Below are 16,747 nucleotides of genomic sequence, written 5' to 3'. Positions count from 1 at the left end.
TCGTCGGGTTCAGGGCTTGGTGCGGCGGTAGACGGTCGTGAAGCTGACGTTCATGCCGCCGCAATTCATGTTGTCCTCGGCGAGGAGGAAGGGCGGCAGCAGCCTGAGACGAATCCGGCAATCGCCCGGCTCGCCGGCCGTGAAGGGCAGGGTGCCCTTGTTCCCCATCGTGAAGGCGAGGGACGCCCCGCTCGGGGCCGTCGTGCCCTCGACGGTGCCGAGATTGACCGCGCCGCGGCGGACGCGATCGGGGTCGAGGGCGCCGTAGGTCGCGTCGCCCTTGACCGAAAGCGTGCCGGCGGCCTTGCCCGGCCGGATCGCCAGGGTCTGTTCCGGGGCGCTCCAGGTGCCGGTCCAGTCCGTCGGGCCGGGCGCCGGCTCCGGGGCACGCTCCACCGCGCTCGCCGGCAGCCAGCCGGCGCGCACCGCGCCGGTCCTGCCGACATAGGTCGCGCAGACGTAGCCCGGCCTCGCGGCGCCGAGGATCACGGCGTCGCCCGCCACCACGAAGGCCTTCTCGCGGCAGGCCGGATCGGCGCCGGGGCAGCCCTTGCGGTCGGACGCGCCCCGCACGAACGGCAAGCGGGCCTCGCCGGCCTTGACCGTGCCGAGGCCCGGGCCGGCGTCGAGCGCGCCGTAATCGAAGCAATCGCCCTCCGCGGCGAGCGCGGCTCCCTGCCCGGCGAGCCAGGCCAGGACGAACAGCCCCGCGCCCCGTCGTGTCCCGCCCCGCATCCTCGCCGTCCCTCCGTTGCGCCGAAAGCTAGGGCACCTTGGACCAAAGGAGCACCCGTCGGAGACGCAATCGCATCGTCTGCCGCGGCGCCACGCTCTTGACGCCGGTTATGCTGCAACGCACCCTGTCTCCAAGAAACGTTCCGGCGACGATACGTAGGGGGGATCGACGGTCATGCTGTTTCAGCCGCCCGTGTTCGAGACGATCTTCCGCACACCCGTCGAGCATCGTCTGGTGATCCGGGGGTCGCGCAGCCGCGGCGCCCCGCTCGACGGCGTGCGCTGGTACCACGACGAGTTCGATGCCGCCGGCGCCCTGGTGGCCCGCTACGAGACCTACGACGAGACCGACGCGGCGGGCCAGGCGCGCTGCGGCTGGCGCCGCTACGATGCGGCGGGGCGCCTCGCCGCCCGCCACGAGGTGGCGATGCGCTGGTCGGCCCTCGTCGCCCTGAAGCAATCCCGGCGCAACGCCGAGATCGCGCTGCAGCGGGCCGGTATCCCGAGTTCGTCGGCGCCGCTGTCCCGCCGGGTGCTGGCGGCCTGACGCGGCCTCGCCGCTTGACCCCGGGGTCGGCACCGGCCCCGATCCCGACCATGACTTTCCCGCTTCACGTCGCCTTGCCGCTCCGAATTATCCACCCGGCCCGATAAGTCGGGCCGGGTTTGGCTGTTCGCGATCCCGTGAAGTGCTGGTGGTGCCTCCTGCCACCCGGAAGGTCTGTCTCGTCATGTTCGATACCGATGCAGTGCTGCACCTCCTGTGCGGCAAGATCTCCGCTGGAAAATCTACGCTCGCGGCCCGCCTCGCCGCCGAGCCCGCGACGATCCTGGTCCGGGAGGACCAGTGGCTCGCCGGGCTCTATCCGGGCGAACAGAACAGCCTCGCCGACTACGTCCGCAACGCCGGGCGCCTGCGCGGCGTGATGGCGCCGCACCTCGTCGCGCTGCTGCGGGCGGGGCTGTCCGTGGTGCTCGACTGTCCGGCGAACACCCCGGAGAGCCGGGCCTGGATGCGGACGATCGTCCACGAGGCGGAGGTGGCGCATCGGCTCCACTACCTCGAAGCCGACGACGCGCTGTGCAAGGCGCGCCTGCGCGCCCGCAACGCCGCCGGCACGCACGAATTCAGGGTGGACGACGCGACGTTCGACCTGTTCACCCGCTACTTCGTGCCGCCGGCCCCGGAGGAGGGGTTCGACGTGGTGCTGCACCGGCAGGAAGCGTAGGGCTCCGCTGTCGGGGCGGGCCCTCGCCTCACCCGGGCGTCAGCATCACGAAATGTCCGTCCGGGTCGCGCAGAAGGGCGCCACCGCCCGTGGCGGGCTGAGACGTCGACCCGGCCGGAACGAGTCGGCCGGCATGGGTGGCGCAGGCGGCTGCGAGAGCCTCGCCGTCGGCCATCGCGATCACCAGCCGGGTCGCCGCCACGTCGCCGACCGCGAGGTCGGAGACCGGGCGCGGATGGTCGCCGCGGTAGCACAACAGCTCGACATGCGGCGGCCGCCCGTCCGGGAAGCCCAGCCCCGTCACCTCGACGGTCGGGGCGGGGACGGCATCGAGGCGGGCCTGTTCGGGCCCGGTATTGACCGAGCGCGACACGACGGAGAGCCCGAGGGATTCGTAGAACGCCACGCTGCGGGCGGTGTCGGCGACCGAGATCGCCGAGTGGTCGAGACCGAGGCAAGGACCCGCCGCTCCCGGCCGTCGCCACGCCTCCGGGATCGCGTCCGGCGGGAAGGCCAGGAATTCGAGCGGGTGGCCCTCAGGGTCGCGGAACTTGAACGCCGTCACGCCGCCCGAGGCGGCGGGCAGCCGCACCGGGCCGTCGGTCGAGATCGGGCGCCAGCCCGGATGCGCCGACAGGCGGGCATGGGCCGCCGCCATGTCGGCGACGATGATGGCGCAATGCTGGAACAGCGGGCTGAAGCCCGGCACCTCGCCCGGATAGGGGCGGCCGTCGGGCGCCGCCACGAGGTCGAGGCGCTGGTCGCCGAGGCGCAGGGGCACGACCCGCGCCGGCCCGGCCCCGATCGCCTCTGCGTCGCGAAAGCCGAGCGCCGCGCGGTAGAATACCGCCAGCCTCTCCGGGTCGGTGGCGTTGAGCGCGATCCGGGCGAGGCGCCGGGCTCCTCCGAGGACGCTCACGGCGTCTGCACCCCGCGCCGGTCGAGGAAGATCGCATAGAGCGTGTGCGAGCCGCCGATGAACAGGCGGTTCTTGGTCGGGCCGCCGAAGGTGATGTTCGAGACCGGATGCGGCACCAGGATCTTGCCCATCAGCTTGCCCTCCGGGCTGATGCAATGCACCCCGTCGGCCGCGCTCGACCAGACGTTGCCGTCCTCGTCGACCCGCATCCCGTCGCAATAGCCGGGATCGATCTTGTGGAAGATGTCGCCGCCCGACAAGGCGCCGTCGGGCGAGACGTCGAAGACGCGGATGTACTGGCGCGGATCCGGCTTCGACTGGTCGCCGGTCTCGGCGACGTAGAGCCGGCGCTCGTCGGGCGAGAAGGCGAGGCCGTTCGGCCCGTCGAAGTCGCCGGCCATCACCTGGATCTCGCCCGTCCGCGGGTCGAGGCGGTAGAGGGCGGGCGGCTGCTCGGAACGCTGCCGCCCGCCCTCGTAGTCGTTCGCGATGCCGTAGACCGGATCGCTGAACCAGATCGTCCCGTCGGACTTCACCACCACGTCGTTCGGCGAATTCAGGCGCTTGCCGGCATGGCGCTCGACCAGCGTCGTGACCGTGCCGTCGTACTCGGTGCGGGTGAGGCAGCGGCCGCGATGCGAGCAGGCGATCAGCCGGCCCTCGCGGTCCCGGGTCTGGCCGTTGGCGTAGTTCGAGGGCGCGCGGTAGACCGAGAAGCCCGCTCCCTCGATCCACCGCATCGTGCGGTTGCGCGGCAGGTCCTGGAACAGCAGGCAGTCGGCGTCGCCCATCCAGACCGGGCCCTCGATCCAGCGGAAGCCGGAACCCAGCTCCTCCAGCGGCGCGTTCGCCAGGACGTAGTGCTTGAAGCACTCGTCGTGGATCTCGAACCCGTCCATGCGATCACCGGAACCGGCAGGCCGCGCCGGTGGTCGGCGCCGAATCGTACTGGATGATCATCAGGACCGCCGGCTCTTCCCCGACCGTGCCGGAGCGGTGGCCCGTCTTGCCGTCGCGCTCGCGGACGTTCTGGTCCTCGCCGAACGAGATCTCGCCCGGACCCATCTCGACCCGGGTGCCATCCATCGATTCGACGAACCAGCGGCCCGACAGCGGGACGATCCATTGAGGTTTCGGGTTCGGGTGCCAGTCGCCGGTCCAGCCGACGGGCTGCACGGTCACGAACACCGTGGCGCCGTCATGGGTCTTCTGCCCCTGCCATTGCGGCGGGGCCGGCGGCGACATTGACTTCTTCTCGAACTCGGTGAAGGCGCACCGCGTCTGGTGGCTGATCCCGTCCGCGTCGGCCCAGAGGTGCCAGTAGGGGACGGTGGGGCTCGCATCGCTCATCGGGCGGTCTCGCTGACGCTGTAGGGCTTCGACGAGGCGAAGGGGTGCGAGAAGAACGTCTCGACCGTCGCCGCCCCGGTGCCGAAGGTGACGAGCAGAAACCCGCCGGCGAGCGCGAGGTTCTTCCAGAAATCCCAGAAAAGCTCGCGCCCCTTGCCGCCGGACCAGAAATCGCCGGGCTTCCAGAACTGCTTCCACAGGAGCGCCGTGACGCCGCAATAGCCGGCGAGCACGAAGGCGGCGAAGCGGTCGGCGATGCCGGTGAGGACGCCGAGCGACATCACGATCTCGACGAACAGGCCGGCGAGGATCAGCGCCGTGGCGGGGGCGGTGGCATGCACCGCCTGTTTCGCCTGCCCTACCGCCCCGCGAAAATTCAGGATCTTGTCGAGGGCACTGAACGGCAGGAACAGCAACACCAAAAGGAGCCGGACCCCGAAGGCGACCGCGATGCTGAGAGATGCCATCCGTGTCCGACCCCGCCGCCCTGTTTCGCGTGTGCGAAAAGCTAAGTGGGGCGGGTCGACGTTGGCGCCAGCCCCGCCATATCCGCTTCGCACGGGCGAGCGGCCCTGCGTCATCCTGCGGCTTTCCGCAGCGGAGGGGACCCGCCGATGAGCGAGAACCGGCACTACGACGTCGTCATCGTCGGCTCGGGGCCGGGCGGCGGCACCATGGCGTGGCGGCTGGCCCAGACCGGCAAGCGCATCCTGCTGCTCGAGCGCGGCGACTACCTGCCGCGCGAGCGGGAGAACTGGGACAGCCAGGCCGTCTTCGTCGATGCCCGATACCAGGCGCCCGAGACCTGGTACGGCGCCGACGGGTCGAGCTTCCATCCCGGCCTGCACTACTTCGTCGGCGGCAACAGCAAGGTCTACGGCTCGGTCCTGCTCCGCCTGCGCGAGAAGGATTTCGGTCAGATCCGCCACCCGGACGGGATCTCGCCGGAATGGCCGGTGAAGTACGACGTGTTCGAGCCCTACTACCAGGCGGCGGAGGAACTCTACTACGTCCATGGCCAGCGCGGCGAGGATCCGACCGAGCCGCCATCCTCGAAACCCTACGCCTACCCGCCGATCACCCACGAACCCCGGATCCAGGAGCTGTTCGACGGGCTGAAGCGCGAGGGCCATCACCCGTTCCACCTGCCGGTCGGGGTGCGGCTCGACGAGCGGGACGGCAAGCCCCTGCCGCACTCGGCCTGCATCCGCTGCGACGCCTTCGACGGCTATCCCTGCATCACCAACGGCAAGGCGGATTCGCAGGTCACCTGCGTCGATCCCGCGCTCGCGGCGCACGACAACCTCACGCTGATGACGAACGCCTATGTCGACCGGCTTCTCACCGATCCGGCCGGCCGGACGGTCACCGGCGTCGAGGTCAAGCGCGCCGACACGACCGAGGTGTTCACCGGCGACATCGTGGTGGTGGCCTGCGGCGCGCTCTCCTCGGCGCTCCTGATGCTGCGCTCCGCCAGCGACGCCCACCCGCACGGGCTCGCCAACCGGTCGGGCCAGGTCGGCCGCAACTACATGCGGCACAACAACTCGACGGTGCTGGCGATCTCCCGCACCCCGAACCCGACCCGGTTCCAGAAGACGCTCGGCCTCAACGACTTCTACTTCGGCGCCGACGACTGGGATTACCCCCTCGGCCACATCCAGATGGTCGGCAAGTCGGACGGGGTGCAGATCCGCGGCGAGGGCCTGCCGGGCTTCCTGCAATGGTTCCCGGAAAAGCCGTTCGACTGGATCGCCGCGCATTCCCTCGATTTCTGGCTCACCACCGAGGACCTGCCGATCCCGCAGAACCGCATCTTCTACGACAACGGCAAGGTGCGGCTCGATCTGACGCAGACCAACGAGGAGGCGTTGCACCGGCTCAAGGCCAAGCTGCGCGACCTCTGCTCCAGGCTCGAGATCCACCCCCACCTGTTCGACCGCTCGCTCTATCTCGGCAAGGACGTGCCGATCGGCGGCACCGCCCACCAGGCCGGGACCCTGCGCTTCGGCACCGACCCGGCGACCTCGGTCCTCGACCTCGACTGCAAGGCGCACGAGCTCGACAACCTCTACGTCACCGATGCGAGCTTCTTCCCGTCGATCGGCGCGGTGAACCCGACCCTGACAATCATCGCCAACTCGCTGCGGGTGGCCGACCACATCATCGGGCGGCTGGGGGCGTAGCGCCGCCCTTCTCCGGATCCTCGTCCGCACCTCACGCCCGGGGCGGGGGGAGCGGATCGCGCAAGGCGGCGCGCACCGCGCGCATAGGTGGCGCGCCGCGTCCCGGGCTATGACGGGGGCGCCCTCAGAGGAGCCCCCGCATGCCCCTGGACCCCGCCCTGCGCGACCGCATCATCACGGCCGTGGCCGACGGCTTTTCCGAGCAGATCGCCCACACACAGGCGCTGATGCGCTTTCCCTCGATCCGGGGCGACGAGCAGGCGATCCAGGATTTCGTCTTTCGCAGCTTTCGCGACCGCGGCTACGCCATGGACCGCTTCGCCATGGACCGGGCGCAGATCGAGGCGCATCCCGGCGGCGCCCGGTTCAGCCCCGAGCATTCCGAGGCGCCGATCGTCGTCGGCATTCACCGGCCGCGGGCGGAGATCGGGCGCTCGCTGATCCTCCAGGCCCATGTCGACGTGGTGCCGCCGGGCCCCGCCGACCTCTGGACCCACCCGGCCTTCGAGCCGGTGGTCGAGGGCGACTGGCTCTACGGCCGCGGCGGCGCCGACATGAAGGCGGGGCACGCCGCCAACCTGTTCGTCCTCGACGCGCTGCGGCGCATCGGCCTCCAGCCCGCCGCGACCGTCACGCTGCAATCGGTGGTGGAGGAGGAATCGACCGGCAACGGCGCCTTGATGACCCATCTGCGCGGCTACCGCGCCGACGCGGTGCTGATCCCCGAGCCGGAGGAGGAGATGCTGGTGCGCGCCAATACGGGCGTGTTGTGGTTCCGGGTCGAGGTCCGGGGCCGGCCGGTCCATGTCCGCGAGATGGGCACCGGCGCCAACGCCATCGACGCCGCCTACCGGGTGATCGGCGCGCTGCGGGCGCTGGAGGAACGCTGGAACGCCGACAAGGCCGGGCGCCCGCACTTCGAGGGCGAGGCGCACCCGATCAACCTCAATATCGGCCGGATCGAGGGCGGCGACTGGGCCTCCTCGGTGCCGGCCTGGTGCCGGATCGATTGCCGCATCGCGCTCTATCCGGGGGTGAGCGCCGCGGAGGCCGCCCGCGAGATCGAGGCGGCGGTGGCGGCGTTCTCCCGCGACGACGCCTTCCTGTCGAACAGCCCGCCGAGCGTCAGCTTCCACGGCTTCTTCGCCGAGGGCTACGTGCTGGAGGAGGGCTCGGAGGCGGAAGCCGTGCTCGGCCGGGCGCACGAGGCGGCGACGGGGGCGGCGCTGAAGAGCTTCATGACCGCCGGCTACCTCGATACCCGGGTCCACGCCCTCTACGACCGGGTGCCGGCGCTCTGCTACGGTCCGAAGAGCGAGAACATCCACGGCTTCGACGAGCGGGTCAGCCTCGCCTCGCTCCGGCGCATCACCACCGCGATGGCGCTGTTCGTCGCCGAATGGTGCGGGACGGAAGCCGCCTGAGCGGGGCTTGCGCGACGCAGCCGGCGTTCCTTCGGCGCCACGCGGATGCGCCGTGCAGGCCGGTGATACGAAGTCCGGAAGGGATCTTCCGGACTTCGTATCACTTCTTCAGCGCCGCCACGAATTCCCGCACGTTGTGGCGCATCATGTCGAGATAGGTCGTGGCCGGGCCGCCGGGCTCGGACAGGGCGTCGGAGAAGACCCGGCCGCCCGCCTTGGCGCCGCTCTCGCGGGCGACCTGCTGCATCAGTCGCGGGTCGGAGACGTTCTCGAGGAAGACCGCCGGGATCCTGTCGCGGCGCACCTGCCTGACGATGGCGGCGACGTCGCGGGCGGTGGCCTCGCTCTGGCTCGATACCCCCTGCGGGGCGAGGAAGCGCAGGCCGTAGGCCTTGGCGAAATAGCCGAAGGCGTCGTGGGTGGTGACGATGCGCCGGCGCGCCTCGGGGATCGCCGTCAGCGCGGTGCGGATCTCGGCGTCGAGGGCGTCGAGCTGCGCCAGATAGGCCGTGGCGTTGGCCGCGTAGACCGCCTTGCCGGCCGGATCGGCCGCCGAGAGGCCGTCGCGGATCGCCGCGACGTAGCGCTTGGCGTTGGCGACGTTCTGCCAGGCATGGGGATCGACGGCGTGGTCGTGCGCGTGGGAATGGTCCTGCGCGCCCTCGTCCTCCTCGATCGGGACCACCCCCCTGGCGGCGACCACGACCGTGGCCTTCGTGCCCGACGCCTTGATCAGGCGGTCGATCCAGCCTTCGAAGCCGAGGCCGTTGACCACGACGAGGCGGGCGGCCGCCACCGCCTGGGCGTCGGCCGGGGCCGGCACGAAGCTGTGGGCGTCGCCGTTCGGCCCGACCAGGGTGGTGACCGCGACCCGCTCGCCGCCGACCTGGCGTACGAGGTCGCCGAGGATCGAGAAGGTCGCCACGACCCGGGTCGGCTCCGCTTTTCCGGGCTCCGCCTTCGCGGGTTCGCCCGCCGCCGGGGCGGCGCCGGCGGTCTGTGCCCCGGCGGGCGCTCCCCACCCCAGGACCAGCGCCAGCAGCAGCATCGCGAACCTCACCCCACGCATCGCATCGTTCCCTCGCTCGATCCCGCGCACCCCCTAGGCCGGCGGGTCCGAAATTGCAACATTGTTACATTCGTGGAGCGCGCCGGAGACGGGCCCGCCCTTGACCTAAAGCGAGGACGGGCCGGCCCGGTGCGTCCAGGGTGCGCGGGTCACGCCGTTCCTGCCCGCTCCCGCTCGGACGGTGTCACCGGCGGGCCGGGGCGTTGCGCGGGAGCGGGACGAGCCGGCCCGCCGCCCTCCCGCCGGAGCCTCGCGGAGACCGGCGGTTAGGTCTTCCTTAACCATGACTGGCGATGGTCCGCTCAACTGAACCATGAGGAGGTCGGGATGGATCACATCGAGACCAGAATCCGCGAGCGCGCCTACGCCCTGTGGGAGCGCGACGGCCGCCTTGACGGCCGCGACGCACATTACTGGACCCTGGCCGAGCAGGAGCTGCGCGGCGCGAGCGCGGCGCCCGCCGCCGTGCCGGAGAGCGTCGCCCTGCAAGTCCCTGCTGAGCAGGTCCCCGCCGCGGAGGCGCCCGTGACCGAGGCCGCCGCCAAGCCGGTCCGCAAGCCGGCGGCCCGCAAGCCCGCCGCCCGGAAGGCCGCGGCCGAGACCCCCGCCGCCAAGGCGGTGGTGAAGGCGGTGGCCGACATGGCCGACTTGGCCGAGGCGGTGGCGAAGCCCGCCCCGCGCCGGCGCCGTCCCGCCGCGGAAGCCGTCACAACCCACTGAGGGGAACGCTCGATCGGTTTCGCGGGACGCGAGGCCGGCGGCGCACGGCGCGTCCGGCTCTCCTTCCTTCGCGTCTCAGCCCCTTCCGCCCTGCGGGAGGGGCTTTTCGTCGTGGACCGGCCGGGCCGGTGCCGCGCCGCGCCGGAGCAGGCGCCACAGCGCCGCGACCAGGGCGACGTCGAGCAGGGCCAGGACCGCCAGGACCGCCAGCGTCGCGTCGGCCCCGCGATGGGCGATCAGCCAGGCGGCGCCCGAGGGTGCGAGCGCCTGCGCGGCGAGGCTCGGCTTCGCGATCCGGCCGAGGAGCGCGGCGTAGCGCTCGGGCCCGAACAGGACGAGGGGCAGGGTGCCGCGGGCGATCGAGTAGAGTCCGTTGCCGGCACCGTAGACCACCAGCACCAGGCCGGGCGCGAGCACGCCGCCCCACAGCAGGATGAGGCCGAGTGCCATCAAGCCGACCGCCGCGGTCAGCGTCCAGATCGGGTGGTGGCGGCTGCGGTTGGCGACCTCGAGGAGCCGCGCGCCCACCTGCGACGGGCCGATCAGGGTGCCGAGGGAGACGGCCGCCGCCAGGGTCAGGCCCCGGTCCTGGAGCAGCGTCAGCAGGTGGACCGACATCACCGAGGCGACGACGCTGGTGCAGGTCGCCACCGCGGCGAGCACCAGGAAGGTCGACCGCTCCCCGGGCGCGAGGGCGACGTCGGCCCGGGTGCCGGGAGCCGGGGGCGGCCGCGGCGTCGCCCGCGGGACCAGGGCGAGGATCAGCGGCACCGACAGGGCGACCTGCAGGGCGGCATAGGTCAGGCAGGTGCCGCGCCAGCCGAGATGCGCCAGCAGGAAGGCCGAGAGCGGCCAGCACACCGTGCTGGCGAAGCCGCCCCACAGGGTCAGTGCCGTGATCGACGGCCGGGCATCGGCCCCGTAGAGCCGCCCGAGGGTGGCGAAGGCCGCGTCGTAGAGCCCCGACCCCATGCCGAGCCCGATCACCAGCCAGGCGAGGCCGAAGACCGGCAGGTTCGGCGCCGCCGCCAGGAGCGTCAGCCCGGCGGCGAAGAGGCCGGACGACACCGCCAGCACCGGCCGGCCGCCGTGGCGCCCGATCAGCCGTCCGGCGAGCGGCGCGACGGCGCCCGCCGCCAGCATGCCGGCGGTGAGGCTGCCGAAGATCCACGGCAGCGGCCAGCCGGTCTCCGCCGCGATCGACGGGCCGAGCACCGTCAGCAGGTAGTAGCTGCAGCCCCAGGCGAAGATCTGCGTCACGCCCAGAGCCGAGATGACCGGCCAGCGTCGTGGCGCGCTCACGGCGTCCGTCCCCCGTCCGGGCCCGGCATGCATTCGGTGACGGGGTCCATGGCGGCGGCCTCCCGGCGCGGGCGGGCCCTCGCGTCCGGCCTCCTCGTCCCGCATCCTTTGCCAATCTCTAACGACTTCGCGGGACACTCGTCCACAGGGTCGTGCGGGCTTGTGGAACATCCCCGGAACGCCCATCTAAGATGCTGATTTGCTTCGTCTTCCGCGTTCGTCGGCCCCGCCCTTCAGGCTGGTGCTCGAAGGCGAAATCGGCTAAGCCTGCCGGCAACGAGATGTGAGCCCGCGCGGGCCGCGACGAGAGACAGACCTTGGCAGAGAACGACCCGACCGGCGCTCCCCCGCCCGCGACCGACATCAAGCCCGTCTCGATCACCGACGAGATGCGCCAGTCCTACCTGGCCTACGCGATGAGCGTCATCGTCAGCCGGGCGCTGCCGGACGCGCGCGACGGCCTGAAGCCGGTGCATCGCCGCATCCTGTACTCCATGTACGAGAACGGCTATCTGCCGGACCGCAAGTACGTGAAGTCGGCGCGCATCGTCGGCGACGTGATGGGTCAGTACCACCCGCACGGCGACCAATCGATCTACGACGCCCTCGTCCGCATGGCGCAGGACTTCGCCATGCGGCTGATGCTGGTCGACGGCCAGGGCAATTTCGGCTCGGTCGACGGCGACCCGCCGGCGGCGATGCGCTACACCGAATCGCGCCTGGCCAAGCCCGCGATGTCGCTCCTCGAGGACATCGACAAGAACACCGTCGACTTCAACCCGAACTACGACGAGTCGAAGGACGAGCCGGCGGTCCTGCCCGCCCGCTTCCCCAACCTCCTCGTCAACGGCGCCGGCGGCATCGCGGTCGGCATGGCGACCAACATCCCGCCGCACAACCTCGGCGAGGTGATCGACGGCTGCATCGCGCTCATCGACGACCCGGCGCTGACGATCGAGGGCCTGAACGACATCATCCCGGGCCCGGATTTCCCGACCGGCGGCGCGATCCTCGGGCGCTCGGGCACCCGCTCGGCCTACATGACCGGCCGCGGCTCGGTGATCATGCGGGCGAAGTCCCACATCGAGGAGCTGCGCAAGGAGCGCGAGGCGCTGATCTTCACCGAGATCCCGTATCAGGTGAACAAGGCCTCGCTGGTCGAGAAGATCGCCGACCTCGTGCGCGAGAAGCGCGTCGAGGGCATCGCGGATCTTCGCGACGAATCCGACCGCGACGGCATGCGCATCGTCGTCGAGCTGAAGCGCGACGCCGTCGCCGACGTGGTCCTGAACCAGCTCTACCGCTACACCCCGCTGCAGACGAGCTTCGGCTGCAACATGGTGGCGCTGAACGGCGGCCGGCCCGAGCTCCTCAACATCAAGGACCTGATCCAGGCCTTCATCGACTTCCGCGAGGAGGTCGTGTCGCGCCGCACCAAGTTCCTGTTGAACAAGGCGCGCGAGCGGGCCCACGTCTTGTGCGGTCTCGCCATCGCGGTCGCCAACATCGACGAGGTGATCCGGCTGATCCGCACCTCGCCGGATCCGAACTCGGCCCGCGAGGCCCTGATGTCCCGCGACTGGCCGGCCGAGGACATCGCGCCGCTGATCGCGCTCGTCGACGACCCGCGCCACCGCCTGCGCGAGGACGGCACCTACCGCCTGTCCGAGACCCAGGCCCGCGCCATCCTCGACCTGCGCCTGCAGCGCCTGACCGCGCTCGGCCGCGACGAGATCGGCGACGAGCTGAAGCGCCTCGCCGACGAGATCGCCGACTACCTCGACATCCTGCGCTCGCGCGCCCGCATCATGGGCATCGTCAAGCACGAGCTGGCCGAGGTCCGGGCCGAGTACGCGACCCCGCGCAGGACCGAGATCCTCGACTGGGATTCGAGCGTCGAGGACGAGGACCTGATCCAGCGCGAGGACATGGTCGTGACCGTGTCGCACGCCGGCTACATCAAGCGCGTCCCGCTCTCGACCTACCGGGCCCAGCGCCGCGGCGGCAAGGGCCGGGCCGGCATGTCGATGCGCGACGAGGATTTCGTCACCCGCCTCTTCGTCGCCAACACCCACACGCCGGTGCTGTTCTTCTCCTCGCAGGGCCAGGCCTACAAGGAGAAGGTGTGGCGGCTGCCGCTCGCGGCGCCGAACGCGCGCGGCAAGGCGCTCGTCAACATCCTGCCCCTCGACCAGGGCAAGGAGCGCATCACCACCATCATGCCGCTGCCCGAGGACGAGGCGTCCTGGGAAACCCTCGACGTGATGTTCGCCACGGCATCCGGCAGCGTGCGGCGCAACAAGCTGTCCGACTTCGTGCAGGTGAACCGCAACGGCAAGATCGCGATGAAGCTCGACGAGGGCGACCACATCGTCCACGTCGAGATCTGCACCGAGGCCGACGACGTGCTGCTGACCACCGGCGCGGGCCAGTGCATCCGCTTCCCGGTCACCGACGTGCGGGTGTTCAAGGGCCGCGACTCGACCGGCGTGCGCGGCATCAACCTCGCCAAGGGCGATCGCATCATCTCGATGACGATCCTGCGCCACTTCGAGGCCTCGCCCGAGGAGCGCCAGGCCTACCTCAAGCGCGCCAACGCCGACCGGCGCGCCACCGGCGAGGCGATCGAGCTGCCCGCCGCGCCCGAGCCGGAGGCCGAGGAGAACGCCGCCGCGATCGACCTCGACCAGGACCGCTACATCGCCATGGGGGCGGCGGAGCAGTTCGTCCTCACCCTGTCGGAGCGCGGCTTCGGCAAGCGCACCTCGTCCTTCGAGTACCGGATCTCGGGCCGGGGCGGTAAGGGCATCAAGGCGATGGAGGTCAATGCCCGCAACGGCACCCTCGTCGCCTCGTTCCCGGTCGAGACCAGCGACCAGATCATGCTGGTGACGGATGCCGGCAAGCTGATCCGCGTGCCCGTCGACGACATCCGGGTCGTCGGCCGCGCCTCGCAGGGCGTCACGGTGTTCAACACCGACAAGACCGAGAAGGTGGTGTCGGTCGAGCACATCGAGGGTGAAGGCGAGGCGGAGGCCGACGTCGAGGGCGAGGCCGGGGAGGGCGAGGAGGCCTGATCGGGGCTTCCATCGCGCAGGATGAGGCGACGCCGCGTCCGCCAGGGTCGTCCCTGCGGGCGCGGCGTTCTTCGTTCCGCAGGGGTTCCGCAGGCTTCGTTCCCCACGCTTCGGTCCCGCGCCCCGCACGTGATCCCGCACCCCGGCCCGCCCGGGGACGGGGGCCGCAGGCCGCCCCGGGGCATCGCGGGCGGGCGTCGCGGCGAGCCAAGCGAGTGTCGCTGGCGTGGCAGCGGGGCGGGGGGACGGCGGCGATAGTCGGGGCACCAGGATTGGCTTTCGGAGGCCACCGATGCTCGACGTGACGCCGACCCCCTTGCAGCGCCTCCTGCGGGAGCGCCGTCGCGGCTACAGCCTGCCGGCCGCGTTCTACGTCAGCCCGGAGGTCTTCCAGGCCGACATGGACGTCATCTTCGGCCGGCACTGGATCTATGTCGGCGTCGCCCCCGACGTGCCGGAGGCCGGCGACGTCATGGTGGTCGATATCGGCACCACCTCGGTGGCGATCGTGCGCGACGACGACAACGAGATCCGCGCCTTCCACAACGTCTGCCGCCACCGCGGCGCGCGTCTCGTCCACGAGGAGAAGTCGACGGTCGGCAACCTCGTCTGCCGCTACCATTCCTGGACCTACGACCTGACCGGCGACCTCGTCCACGCCGACCACATGGGGCCCGACTTCAAGAAGGGCTGCCACGGCCTCAAGCCGGTCCACATCCGCTCGCTCGCCGGCCTGCTGTTCATCTGCCTCGCCGACGAGCCGCCGGCGGATTTCGACGAGATGTCGGCCCGGCTCACCCCCTACATCGCGCCCCACGCGATCGAGAACACCAAGGTCGCGTTCCAGAAGGACATCATCGAGCCCGGCAACTGGAAGCTCACGATGGAGAACAACCGCGAGTGCTACCATTGCGGCGGCAACCATCCCGAGCTGACCGTGCCGCTCTTCGCCTACGGCTTCGGCTTCGCCCCCGAGGAGATGAGCGAGCATGACCGTGCCGAGGCCGAGCGCTACGGCTGCCTGCTCAAGACCCGTCACGCCGAGTGGGAGGCCGACGGCCTGCCCTCGCGCGAGATCGACGAGCTCGACACGATGATCTCGGGCTTCCGCACCGAGCGGCTGCCGCTCGACGGCGAGGGCGAGTCCCACACCCTCGACACCAAGGCGGCCTGCAGGAAGCTGCTCGGGACGCTCACCAACGCCAAGCTCGGCGGCCTGTCGGTCTGGACCCAGCCGAATTCCTGGCACCACTTCCTCGGCGACCACATCGTCACCTTCTCGGTGCTGCCGCTCGACGCCGAGCGCTCGCTCCTGCGCACCAAGTGGCTGGTCCACAAGGACGCGGTCGAGGGCGTCGATTACGACCTCGCCAACCTGACCGGCGTCTGGGAGGCCACCAACGACCAGGACAGCGAGCTCGTCGGCATCTGCCAGCAGGGCGTGAAGAGCCCGGCCTACGAGCCCGGGCCCTACTCGCCCAACACCGAGATGCTCGTCGAGAAGTTCTGCAACTGGTACGTCGGCCGCATGGCCGCGCATCTCGAGCGCTGACGATGGCGTCCGCCCCCGCCTCGCGCGAACCGGCCGCCGCGCGCCTCGCCGCCAGCACCCCCTGGGACGCGGAGGCCGACGACACCCTGGTCTGCCTCGCCGTGCGCCGGGAGACGCACGACGTGAAGACCTTCGTGCTCGCCGCGCCGGAGCCCCGGCGCTACGCCTACGCGCCGGGCCAGTTCCTGACCTTCGCCTTCGAGATCGGCGGCGAGACGGTGCATCGCTGCTACACCCTGTCCTCGGCGCCGACCCGGCCGCACGCCGTGTCGATCACCGTGAAGCGCGTGCCGGGCGGGCCGGTCTCGAACTGGCTGCACGACACCCTGAAGCCCGGCGACACCGTGCGGGCGCTCGGGCCGATGGGCGAGTTCACCTGCTTTGCCCATCCGGCGCCGAAATACCTGCTGCTCTCGGGCGGCAGCGGCGTCACCCCGATGATGGCGATGGCGCGCACCTTCCACGATCTCGGCGAGAGCCGCGACGTCGCCTTCGTCCACTCCGCCCGCACGCCCGCCGACATCGTCTTCCGCGGCGAACTGGAGACGATGGCCCGCCTCGACCCGGCCTTCCGCGTCCACGCGATCTGCGAGGCCGACGCGCCGGACGAAGCGTGGGCCGGACCGAAGGGGCGGCTGTCGCCGGCGATCCTGCGCGAGGCGGTGCCGGACTTCCTCGAGCGCGAGGTCTTCGTCTGCGGTCCCGCCCCCTACATGGCGGCGGTCCGCGCGATGCTGGCGGAGGCCGGCTTCGACATGGCCCGCCACCACGAGGAGAGCTTCGACTTCGGCGCCCTGCCCGAGGCCGACCGCGCGGCGGCGGCGCAGGCCGAGCAGGCCCTCGACGCCGAGGGCCAGGACCGGCCGCTTGCCGCGCCGGTCGTCCGGACCTTCCGGGTCGAGTTCGCCAAGACCCGCCGGGTGCTCGACTGCCCGGAGGATTCGACGGTGCTCGACGCCGCCCGCAGGGCCGGGATCCGGCTGCCCTCGTCCTGCGCCAAGGGCCTGTGCGGCACCTGCAAGTCCAAGGTCACCTCGGGCACGGTCGCGATGGCCCATGCGGGCGGCATCCGCCAGCGCGAGATCGACGCCGGCATGGCGCTGCTGTGCTGCTCCAAGCCCACGAGCGACCTCGTCGTCGAGCGCTGAGGGCGGGCGCCGGCCCGCGCCGCGCCCGGTTCCCTG

At 71.2% G+C, this 16,747-nt stretch carries 15 protein-coding genes; 8 read left to right on the top strand and 7 right to left on the bottom strand.

Features of this window, described 5'->3' with window-relative positions; genetic code table 11:
- Positions 1-9: 9 nt before the first annotated feature.
- Positions 10-735 carry a hypothetical protein gene (locus tag V3T34_RS02590; protein ID WP_305078971.1) on the bottom strand — a complete coding sequence of 242 codons (726 nt, stop codon included), beginning with the start codon at positions 733-735 and terminating at the stop codon, positions 10-12.
- 175 nt (positions 736-910) lie between these two features.
- On the opposite strand from V3T34_RS02590, the gene V3T34_RS02585 reads away from it, so the two are divergent.
- Positions 911-1,282 carry a hypothetical protein gene (locus V3T34_RS02585; protein WP_060848992.1) on the top strand — a complete coding sequence of 124 codons (372 nt, stop codon included), beginning with the start codon at positions 911-913 and terminating at the stop codon, positions 1,280-1,282.
- A 184-nt stretch (positions 1,283-1,466) separates the two neighbouring features.
- The gene (locus V3T34_RS02580; protein WP_091888150.1) at positions 1,467-1,964 is read left to right on the top strand and encodes a P-loop nucleotide/nucleoside kinase family protein; all 498 of its coding nucleotides are present in this window, start codon (positions 1,467-1,469) and stop codon (positions 1,962-1,964) included.
- 28 nt (positions 1,965-1,992) lie between these two features.
- Here V3T34_RS02580 and V3T34_RS02575 read toward each other — a convergent pair whose 3' ends face one another.
- The 4 genes from V3T34_RS02575 to V3T34_RS02560 are packed head-to-tail and all read right to left on the bottom strand — an operon-like array spanning position 1,993 to position 4,700.
- Positions 1,993-2,883 carry a VOC family protein gene (locus V3T34_RS02575; RefSeq protein ID WP_305078970.1) on the bottom strand — a complete coding sequence of 297 codons (891 nt, stop codon included), beginning with the start codon at positions 2,881-2,883 and terminating at the stop codon, positions 1,993-1,995.
- Positions 2,880-3,782, bottom strand: coding sequence for an SMP-30/gluconolactonase/LRE family protein (locus V3T34_RS02570; protein WP_305078969.1), 903 nt, complete (start codon positions 3,780-3,782; stop codon positions 2,880-2,882). The genes V3T34_RS02575 and V3T34_RS02570 overlap by 4 nt, the downstream gene beginning before the upstream one ends.
- Positions 3,783-3,786: 4 nt before the next feature.
- Positions 3,787-4,233 (bottom strand): cupin domain-containing protein, encoded by a 447-nt coding sequence (locus tag V3T34_RS02565; protein WP_305078968.1) that lies wholly within the window; start codon positions 4,231-4,233, stop codon positions 3,787-3,789.
- Positions 4,230-4,700, bottom strand: coding sequence for a DoxX family protein (locus V3T34_RS02560; protein ID WP_060848987.1), 471 nt, complete (start codon positions 4,698-4,700; stop codon positions 4,230-4,232). Before V3T34_RS02560 ends, V3T34_RS02565 begins: the two co-directional genes overlap by 4 nt.
- A 147-nt stretch (positions 4,701-4,847) precedes the next feature.
- On the opposite strand from V3T34_RS02560, the gene V3T34_RS02555 reads away from it, so the two are divergent.
- Entirely contained in the window at positions 4,848-6,419 is a 1,572-nt protein-coding gene (locus tag V3T34_RS02555; RefSeq protein WP_060848986.1) for a GMC oxidoreductase, read from the top strand.
- A 140-nt stretch (positions 6,420-6,559) separates the two neighbouring features.
- A complete protein-coding gene (locus V3T34_RS02550; RefSeq protein WP_305078967.1) occupies positions 6,560-7,843 on the top strand; it encodes an ArgE/DapE family deacylase in 1,284 nt (427 codons plus the stop codon).
- A gap of 100 nt (positions 7,844-7,943) precedes the next feature.
- On the opposite strand, the gene V3T34_RS02545 is transcribed toward V3T34_RS02550, so the two are convergent.
- Positions 7,944-8,912: a metal ABC transporter substrate-binding protein gene (locus V3T34_RS02545; RefSeq protein WP_305078966.1), complete on the bottom strand. Its 969-nt coding sequence runs from the start codon at positions 8,910-8,912 to the stop codon at positions 7,944-7,946.
- Positions 8,913-9,239: 327 nt separating this feature from the next.
- Between V3T34_RS02545 and V3T34_RS02540 the strand changes: the two genes are divergently transcribed.
- Complete coding sequence (locus tag V3T34_RS02540) at positions 9,240-9,632, top strand: DUF2934 domain-containing protein (protein WP_305078965.1); 393 nt, start codon at positions 9,240-9,242, stop codon at positions 9,630-9,632.
- Positions 9,633-9,707: 75 nt separating this feature from the next.
- Here V3T34_RS02540 and V3T34_RS02535 read toward each other — a convergent pair whose 3' ends face one another.
- Positions 9,708-10,934, bottom strand: a complete 1,227-nt coding sequence (locus tag V3T34_RS02535) for an MFS transporter (protein WP_305078964.1) — start codon at positions 10,932-10,934, stop codon at positions 9,708-9,710.
- A 317-nt stretch (positions 10,935-11,251) separates the two neighbouring features.
- On the opposite strand from V3T34_RS02535, the gene gyrA reads away from it, so the two are divergent.
- The 3 genes from gyrA (at position 11,252) to V3T34_RS02520 (ending at position 16,711) form a co-directional block, all read left to right on the top strand.
- Positions 11,252-14,011: a DNA gyrase subunit A gene (gene gyrA, locus V3T34_RS02530; RefSeq protein WP_060848983.1), complete on the top strand. Its 2,760-nt coding sequence runs from the start codon at positions 11,252-11,254 to the stop codon at positions 14,009-14,011.
- 292 nt (positions 14,012-14,303) lie between these two features.
- Positions 14,304-15,563, top strand: a complete 1,260-nt coding sequence (locus V3T34_RS02525; protein WP_091888138.1) for an aromatic ring-hydroxylating oxygenase subunit alpha — start codon at positions 14,304-14,306, stop codon at positions 15,561-15,563.
- Between the two features lie 2 nt (positions 15,564-15,565).
- The gene (locus V3T34_RS02520) at positions 15,566-16,711 is read left to right on the top strand and encodes an FAD-binding oxidoreductase (RefSeq protein ID WP_305078963.1); all 1,146 of its coding nucleotides are present in this window, start codon (positions 15,566-15,568) and stop codon (positions 16,709-16,711) included.
- Positions 16,712-16,747: the final 36 nt, after the last annotated feature.

Source organism: Methylobacterium ajmalii, assembly GCF_036448855.1.
GTDB classification, from domain to species: domain Bacteria; phylum Pseudomonadota; class Alphaproteobacteria; order Rhizobiales; family Beijerinckiaceae; genus Methylobacterium; species Methylobacterium ajmalii.
Note: the sequence above shows the minus strand (reverse complement) of the source record. Positions and strands in the feature narration are given on the sequence as shown.